General features: G+C 61.1%; 6 protein-coding genes and 1 pseudogene. All 7 read left to right on the forward strand.

What is annotated here, in order from left to right; translation table 11 throughout:
• Positions 1-13: 13 nt before the first annotated feature.
• The 7 genes and pseudogenes from tssF to DM872_RS00785 all read left to right on the forward strand — a co-directional run bounded on the left by tssF (position 14) and on the right by DM872_RS00785 (position 8657).
• Positions 14-1780, forward strand: coding sequence for a type VI secretion system baseplate subunit TssF (gene tssF, locus DM872_RS00755; protein ID WP_179057668.1), 1767 nt, complete (start codon positions 14-16; stop codon positions 1778-1780).
• The gene (tssG, locus tag DM872_RS00760; RefSeq protein WP_179057669.1) at positions 1744-2769 is read left to right on the forward strand and encodes a type VI secretion system baseplate subunit TssG; all 1026 of its coding nucleotides are present in this window, start codon (positions 1744-1746) and stop codon (positions 2767-2769) included. Before tssF ends, tssG begins: the two co-directional genes overlap by 37 nt.
• A pseudogene (gene tagH / locus DM872_RS00765) lies at positions 2766-4083 on the forward strand (type VI secretion system-associated FHA domain protein TagH). Before tssG ends, tagH begins: the two are co-directional and overlap by 4 nt.
• Complete coding sequence (gene tssJ / locus DM872_RS00770; RefSeq protein WP_179057670.1) at positions 4083-5102, forward strand: type VI secretion system lipoprotein TssJ; 1020 nt, start codon at positions 4083-4085, stop codon at positions 5100-5102. The pseudogene tagH and the gene tssJ overlap by 1 nt, the downstream one beginning before the upstream one ends.
• Positions 5099-6436: a type VI secretion system baseplate subunit TssK gene (tssK, locus tag DM872_RS00775; RefSeq protein WP_179057671.1), complete on the forward strand. Its 1338-nt coding sequence runs from the start codon at positions 5099-5101 to the stop codon at positions 6434-6436. The genes tssJ and tssK overlap by 4 nt, the downstream gene beginning before the upstream one ends.
• Position 6437: 1 nt before the next feature.
• Complete coding sequence (gene icmH / locus DM872_RS00780) at positions 6438-7328, forward strand: type IVB secretion system protein IcmH/DotU (protein ID WP_179057672.1); 891 nt, start codon at positions 6438-6440, stop codon at positions 7326-7328.
• A gap of 810 nt (positions 7329-8138) precedes the next feature.
• Positions 8139-8657 (forward strand): Hcp family type VI secretion system effector, encoded by a 519-nt coding sequence (locus tag DM872_RS00785; protein ID WP_179057673.1) that lies wholly within the window; start codon positions 8139-8141, stop codon positions 8655-8657.

The raw sequence follows: 8657 nt of genomic DNA on the forward strand, positions 1-8657 counted from the left end.
CCAAGGAGGCTAGATGTCACTAAAGGGAAAGTTCCGGGAAGAACTGGATTACATGCGCCGCCTTGGCCGGGTGTTCGCGCGCAGCAATCCGCAGTTGGCTAGATTTCTCGGCGACGAGGCCACTGATCCAGACGTTGAGCGACTGCTGGAGGGCTTTGCCTTTCTAACGGCCAAGCTGCGCCTGAAGATCGAGGACGACTTCCCGGAACTGACGCATCCGTTGCTGCAACTGCTGTGGCCCAACTACCTGCGGCCGCTACCCAGCGCCACGATCATGCAATTTCCGCCTGTGGACCGAGCTATCACCGTCCGCCAATGCATCCCCAAGGGAACCCGCATACGCTCGCGCAGGGTCGATGGAGTGGAGTGTGAGTACCGGACCTGCTCGGACGTTGTCATCTACCCATTTCAGATTGGCGAAGTGAGCGATGCGCATACGCTGGAGAAGTCGACAGTCCGGATAGACCTCTCAACCCTGAGCACGAGCCCGGCCAGCACCTACGACTGCGACAGGCTGGACTTCTACCTGAGCGGCAGCGACTACACCGCCATGACGCTCTATCTGTGGCTATCCAAGTACCTCAGCGAGGTTCGCCTGGAATGTGATGGTGTGGTCAGGCACATCCCCGCCAACCAGATCGACTTCCCGGGTTTCAGACCGGATGAGGCGTTACTGCCGTACCCGAAGAACGCCCTGGACGGATATCGAATCCTGCAGGAGTACTTTCTCTTTCCGCGAAGGTATTTTTTCTTCAGCCTGACGGGCCTACGCTCGCTTTGGCCGTCCCACAGCACGCAGCGCATCCGGCTGGAATTCAACTTCACTCGCCCGATGCCGGACGACGTGCGCGTTCAGAAGGACGACCTAGCGCTTTACTGCGCACCCGCGGTGAACCTGTTCGAGCACGAGGCCGAGCCGGTGAGGTTGACCGGAAAGACGGTCGACCATCGTCTGCGCCCAGCGGGCCAGCGGCCAGACGCATACGAGATTTTCAGCATCGATCACGTCGATGGCTGGAAGAATGAAGCTTCCGGGCAGCCCGGCACCTGGCTGCGCACCTACCAACCGTTCGAATCCCTGCGGCACCAGATTGACTTCGAGCAGGGCAAATCCGTCCTCTACTACCGCACCCGTATCGACCCGGCGTTGGTAGAGTCCGGCGTTGAGCATCGAGTGTCCTTTATACGCAGCGACGAGCAGCGCTACATCGGCCGGGACGAGACAGTCTCTTTCGCGCTCACCTGCACCAATCGAGACTTGCCGCTGGCGCTGGCCGTGGGCGACATCTGCGTCCGTACGCCAGGCATGCCGAACTTCGTTTCCTGCCAGAACCTGACCACGCCGACGCCCTCGTACCGGCCGGTATTGGACGGCGACCTGCAATGGACCCTGATATCCAACCTTTCCCCTACCTACCTGTCCCTGCTAACGGCCGATCCCCTGAAGTCGGTCATCCGCGCATACGACTTCGCAGCGCACCACGACATACAGCGTGCGCGCGCCACCCAGATGCGCCTCGATGGGTTACTTGAGGTGGAGACCGCGCCGATCGACCGAATGTTCAAGGCCTTGCCCATTCGGGGCATGCGCAGCGTGGTCAAGTTCGATCAGGACGGTTTCTCCTGCGAAGGGGATCTGTACTTGTTCGGCACGGTCCTTAGCCACTTTCTGTCGGTGTACGCGAGCATCTCTTCCTTCCACGTGCTGGAGGCCATCAACGTTAAGAATCAGGAGCACTACGCATGGCCCATGCGCAGCGGAACGCAGCCCCTGATCTAGACGCCGTTCTCCTCGACGAAGCCAAGGAGCACGACTTCTTTCTGCTGCTCGAGCGCCTTCACGGGTTGCACGACGATGACTTGGAGTCCGATGACGCATTTGCCGCCGAGCGGCAACGCATTCGCCTGAGCAATTATGCCGGCATGGGCTTTCCTGCTTCGGACGTTTCGCTGGCAAAACGTCTCGAAGACAGTCATCCGCACCAGTACCTGGTGCAGGCCACCTTCTTTGGCGTGCACGGGCCCGATTCGCCCTTGCCTGACTACTACGTCGAGCGAATTGCCTACGAGGCGGGCCAGGGCGAAGGCATCCGGCCGGCGGTCTTCGATGTTTTCAACCACCGCCTCCTGACCCTGCTGCATCAGGCCTGGCGCAAATACAGGCACTACATTCGCTTTCGGCCGGGAGCCAGCGATCGCTTGTCTCAGCGCCTGTTTGCCTTGGTGGGCCTGAAGGACGACGCCATCCGGGGCTCCACCCCCATCGCCTGGAGCCGGCTGCTGAGCTTCGCCGGCGCAGTGGTTCATCGCAGCCGGTCGCCAGCGATGGTCGCAGGCCTCATCGCGCACTGCTTCGACCTTAAGGATGTCGCCATCCGTGACTTTGAGCTGCGGTATACCGATATCGCGCCCGAAGACCGTGTAGGCCTGGGAACACTCAACGGTCAACTGGGCGAGAGCTTTCGCATTGGGGACAGCGTAAAAACCCGCCACTGCAAATTCACCATCGTCATTACCAATCTTTCCGAAGAACGTTTTCGCCAATTCCTTCCCCACGGCGAGAACTTCGAGCGGCTTCGCATGCTGGTGGCCTATCTCCTGCGGGACCAGACACCGTGCGATCTTGAACTGGGTCTACGTGAGAACGAAGTCCCCCCCTTCAATCTGGGGCAGGCCGATGGCTCCGGCACGCAACTGGGTTGGACCAGCTTCCTGGAACAGCCCGAGCTGCGTAGGCCTCCCCGTGTCCGACTCACGGTGCATACATGACTACAGCCAACTCCGAACCGCGCTTGTCGCTGGTCGTAGCAAATCCCCAGGCACTTCAGCAAGGAAGTGCCCCGCGGCATAGCTTCGGTACCGACGGTGGGTTCATCGGATCTCAGGGCGCCAATTGGACTCTGCTTGACCGACGTGGGCGGGTTCGTCCGCACCACTGCGAAATTCGCTATGAGGACGGGGGCTACCTCGTTATCGATCGGTGCGGCGAGACCAGCCTCAACGACCAGACGCGCCCACTGGGCCTCAATGCCAGCGCGAGGTTGCGCAATGCAGACAAGCTGCACGTCGGCCCGTATCACATCGCCGTCCACCTGGACGGTGAGCTTCACCATCTGCCCGATCCCGGGCGAACGCTTGCCGAGCACGATGTCGGCGAGTTTGTCCATTTATCCAACGACTACCTGGAAAGCCTGCCGGACGCGACGCCGGAAAATGTGAGTGCCAGTTTCCAGCAGCAGCCTGGGTGGTCCAAGTTCCATGCGCTGGCCGAGCCACCACCACCGCAAGACCAACTCGACCCACTGAAGGCACTCGACGCCGCACGTGACGCCACCGCGACCTTGGCGGCGACCGCCAGCCTTGACCCCCACCACTACGGACACACACCGCTGGCCGCCCAGGCAAACGTCACCACGACTCAATTCGAAGCCGTCTACGGCTCGCCGATGCACGCCCCAGGAGAACCCCGCATGCAGAACACCCAGACTCCGGCTGCGCGAGAATGGCAACGCCAACTATCCGACGGTGCGGATCCCTCCAGCATGGTCGCTCCGCTCGTGGAGGGGCTTGGCGCGTCGGTCGGCGCGGTCGATGGACAAGGCGCTTTTGAATTCCTGGGCGAGGTGGGTCGAACGTTGGGAGCCTTGATCCGCGGCCTGTCGACTTTGAACAACAGTCAGCCAGGTGCTGACCAGCGGATTTCGCTCGCCGGCCGGACGCTGCAGCCCATCGAAGACAACCCCTTCCGTCTCGACCAGAACTACCCGGATACCGTACGCGCACTTTTCTCCAGCGAGCGCAGCCTCGTGCATTTGTCGCCAGCGGCAGCAGGTGGCTGTGCACAAGGCTATCACTGCGGGGCTAGATGCGCTGCTGCAGGCTTTTTCGCCGGAGCAATTGCATGCCCGTTTTCAGCGCTACCGCAGCGCGCAGTCCGAGCAACCTCACCCTGATGACTGGGCATGGCGCATGTACGGGCACTACTACGATGAACTGACCTCCGGCCGCCAGCAGGGATTCGACAAGCTGTTCTGGGAGGTCTTCGAGCAAGCCTTCGACCAGGCCTTGCGCGCGGAGGCGTAATGAAGCACGCCATTGCGCTCCTGCTCGCTGCAACTTTGCTTGCCGGTTGCAGCACCGTGGGCAATGTCTTCAAGAAGACGGGGAAAATCCTCATGGACCCTTCCGTTCAGGTCGGTGCTGCTGAAGATCAGCCTACGCAGATTGCACTGAGCTTGTTCGCCAGTCTGGACGTCAACCCCAACCCGGTCAGCCTCCCGACCACCGCGCCTATCGAAGACAGCGTACCAATCTCCGAGGCGCTGGAGGACGATGGCCCGTTTGCGGTAAATCTGCGCAGCGGGAGCAAGCGCGAACTCATCGAGCATCTCCGTGCACTGCTCGGGAAGCTGCAAGAAGAGATGCCGAGCTCGCCCAGCGCACTCGCGGTTCGCCAGCGGGCGTCAATTCCCGGCCTGATCGTCGACGAGCAATATCCTCCGCTGACACTGGGCAAGACCTTCCCAGAAACCCTGTTCAGCAGTACTGCGACATCGCGGGGGCCGTTCCCGGCGAACTGGATGTTGCGGCACCTGGCCCAACCAGGCACCGACACTGACCCGTGGTCCCAGGCCATGCGCGTGCGGGAGCTCGGCCAGTACAACCGCACCGCGAGTATCGCCCCGGCTGCCGACGACACGGATGCAACGCCGAGCACAGCAACGCCTATAGCCTTCCGGGTATTGCAGCTCAAAGACGACTCGATGCTGGAGAACATCGATCCCGAGCTATTGCGCCAGGATGCCAAGAAGGCGCTTGGAAGCACCTTGCTAGCCTCGGACGACTACACCTTGGTGCCAGGCCAGTTCAAGTTCATCGAATACAGCGCCATTGACGAAAAGACCCGCTACATCGCCGTGGTGGCGAACTTTCATGATCCCAATGCCGAGCACTGGCATGACGTCTTCCGGGTTGAGCCACGCGGACGCAAGTACCCCTTGATGGTGATGCTGCAGAAAACCCGCGTCGGCATCACCGATGAGAGCTATCGACCGTCACAAAGCAACAGCTACGCGGCCGCCCATACGAGTACTCACCCATGACCACCCGCAATCCCGTTGTCTGGAGCGAGGGCTTGTTCGTCAAGCCACAGCACTTCCAACAGACTGCCCGTCACCTGGAGCACTTCATCAACACGCGCCAGGGCAGCAGGTACCTGTACGGCTTCTCCGAGCTGGAGCTGAACCAGGAATTCCTTGCCTTCGGCAAGATCGCCATCGTTCGCGCTCGCGGCATCATGCCCGACGGCACTCCATTCGATATCCCCCATGACCAGCCTCCACCGGAGCCGCTTGCCATCGCCGACGCCGGCGCGGCCAACCAGATGGTCTACCTGACGCTACCGCTGCGCTCAGACGGTACCGCTCAGGTGCGCTGGCCTGACACCTACGGCAACAACCGCTACGTCCTGCGAACCGAAGAAGTCCGAGACACCCACAGCCATCAAGGCAGCCATGTCCCGCTGGACCTGGCCGTGCCCAACCTGCAATTGGCTCTGGAGCGCGACGACCGCAGTGCTTTCACCGGACTGGCCTTGGGCCGGATTCTCGACCTGCGGCCTGACGGAAGCCTCCTGTTGGACGCCGGCTTCTACGTCACCGGTCTGCACCTCAATGCTATCCGCCCGCTCGCGAATTTCATGGAAGAAATTTCAACGCTGATGCAGGGACGTGCCAAGAACATCGCACAGCGCATCGGCTCGCCCGGCCAGTCCGGCGTTGCCGACGTCACCGACTTCAATCTGCTGCAGGCCCTCAACCGCTGGGTGCACCAGTTCCGCCACATGGCGCGCGACCCGGACGTGCGGCCGGTTGACGCCTACCTGGCCTGTGGCCAGGCGTGCGGCGAGCTGGTTACCTGCATCGACGAAAGCCGCCTGGCGCCGGAGTTCCCGGCTTACCAGCACGACAACCCCAAAGGTTCGTTCCAGCTCCTGGAAGAGACCCTGCGCCGGCTGCTTGGCACGGTCCTGCAACCCCGAGCCGTCTCGCTGCCGCTGGTCAGGCAGGCCCACGGCATCCTGACCGCACAGGTCAACGACACCAGCCTGATGCAGGACGCGGACTTCATCCTGGCCGTGCACGCCCGTATGCCACTGGAGCAGATGCGCCAGCTGTTCCAGCAACAGGCCAAGGTCGCTTCGCAGCAGACGCTGCTGGAACTCATTCGCCTGCAGCTGCCCGGCATCCCACTCAGCCCGCTGCCCGTGGCGCCGCGGCATCTGCCGTTCCATGCCGGCTTCACCTACTTCCAGTTCGACCGCACCTCCGATGCCTGGCGCAAGCTAATGCCGACGGGCACGAACAGCTTCGGCTTCCACATCAGTGGTGAATTCCCTGAGCTGCAGATGCAGTTCTGGGCCATACGGAGTCAATGACATGAGCACCATCATCGAAATCGGAAACGACCGCCTCGACCGCTCCCCACAGAAGCCTGATGATGCGCAGTGCCAACCACCCACGGCTCCACCGCAGGACGATTTCCTGCGCGCCGCCCCGACCGCGGGCATTCGTGACAAGGGCGACATGCTCTACGACTCAGTGTTTCGCATCGACGAGGACGACGATCTGCAATTCCAGTTGCGCGGCCACAGCCTCAACCCGCTGGTGGACGCTGCCCAGCCGCTTCTAGGGCTGGTGATACGTTTGCGCCGCCTCGATAGATGCGACGACATCCCCAAGCTCTATTCCAGCGTGCGCGACCAGATCACCGCGTTATCCGAAGAGGTTCGCCAAATGGGTTACGACGGTGCCGCGCAACTCGCCTACCGCTACGCCCTGTGCGCCTTCATCGATGAGGCCGTCATGGCGACCGAATGGGGCAGGTCTTCGCTGTGGCGGGAGCGCTCCCTGCTCAGCTACCACCACAACGAGACCTGGGGTGGAGAGAAATTCTTTACCGTGCTCGCGCGTATGCAGATGGACCCGGCCCGCTACCGCGACGTGCTGGAATTCAAATACCTGTGCCTGTGCCTTGGTTTCCAGGGCAAGCACGGCCAGCAGCACAACAACAAAGACACCCTCAACACCATCATTACCAAGCTCCACCAACTTCTTCGTGCACAGCGTGGCGATGCACCTGAACGCCTGACCGACGCGCCTGACAACGTCGCCTCCAGCCGTTACCGGCTGGCTCGCCAATGGCCCCTGTGGACGCCCTGGGCCATCGCAGGGGTCGTTCTGGCCGCTGCCTATCTCTACTTTTCGTTCCGTCTTGGCAGTACCACCGAGCAAGTGCTGCGGGCGCTGGATAACATCCTCAAGTACTGATCTTCGAGGCCACGATTGCCCGGCCGCCTGTGCCGGGCAGTTCAATCCGCCGGCCGTAAAATAAAGGACACCGTCGACCGCGCGTGATAGGGGACGGCTCCATTTCGCGCTCCAAGCAGGAGCCTCCCGCAATGAGTTTCGGACTGCTCTGCCAAGAGCCAATGGCTGGCAGGACGATAGGCCATGGCCAGCGTACTAAGCATCTCGTTGACGGGCAGAACATGAATCCGTCCGGCTCGACCAGTTGCGACTGGGACCAAAATTTCTGCGGTTGGCCCATTCATCGAAAGAGGGAGGGGGAGCCAAATTTCGCCGCTACATCAAGCGGCGTCGCATGGCCGACATGCAGGAAAATCACCTCGGCAATTACGTGAAACAAGCACTTTCCTAGCGGGAGCCGCCCAGGTCGCCGCAGTTCATCTCCATCATCGATTGAGTCGCAAGGTGAAGTGACCTGGGGCAGGCTAAGGCGCGCTGGAAACGCTGAATTTTCGGAGTCCTGCGCCACGCATCGGGCCATTAATGGCCCGGCGGGCCGAAAATGGCTCGATTTTTTCTTAATAAAAATCAAACACTTATAAATATTCGAGCCACCAATGGCCCGATAACCCCTGAAAAAAAGCGTTTTTCAGCGAATCGGCTCCGATTTGCAAACCTTCGGACAACCCAAAAACTCTTCTAACACATTGATATAAAAAGGAAAAAACCAAGCAAAAAAACGATTGGCACAGCGATTGCGATGTACCCCTTGTCATCACCGATGGCGCCACGGCCCACCGGGCCTCACACCAACGAACAAGGAAGCAATCCATGCCAACTCCCGCCTATATCAGCATCCAGGGCAAGACCCAGGGCAACATCACCCAGGGTGCCTTCACCGCCGACTCCGTGGGCAACGTCTACCAGGAAGGCCACGAAGACCAGATCCTCGTTCAGGAAATCGAGCACCTGATCGCCACGCCGACCGACCCGCAGAGCGGCCAGCCGTCCGGCCAGCGCGTGCACAAGCCGTTCATCTTCACCGCGCCGCTGAACAAGGCCACCCCGCTGCTGTATCAAGCCCTGGCCTCCGGTGAAATGCTCCCCGAAGTGGAAGTTAAGTGGTACCGCACCTCCACCGAGGGCAAGCAGGAGCACTTCTTCACCACCAAGCTCGAAGACGCCACCATCGTCAACATCAACACCCTGCTGCCGCACGCGCAGGATCCGAGCAAGGCCGAGTACACCCAACTGGTCAAGGTCGCCATGGCCTACCGCAAGATCACCTGGACCCACGCCATCGCCGGCACCGAAGCCTCGGACGACTGGCGCAAGCCCCAGGAAGCCTAA

The organism is Pseudomonas taiwanensis (assembly GCF_013393345.1).
Taxonomy (GTDB): domain Bacteria; phylum Pseudomonadota; class Gammaproteobacteria; order Pseudomonadales; family Pseudomonadaceae; genus Metapseudomonas; species Metapseudomonas resinovorans_C.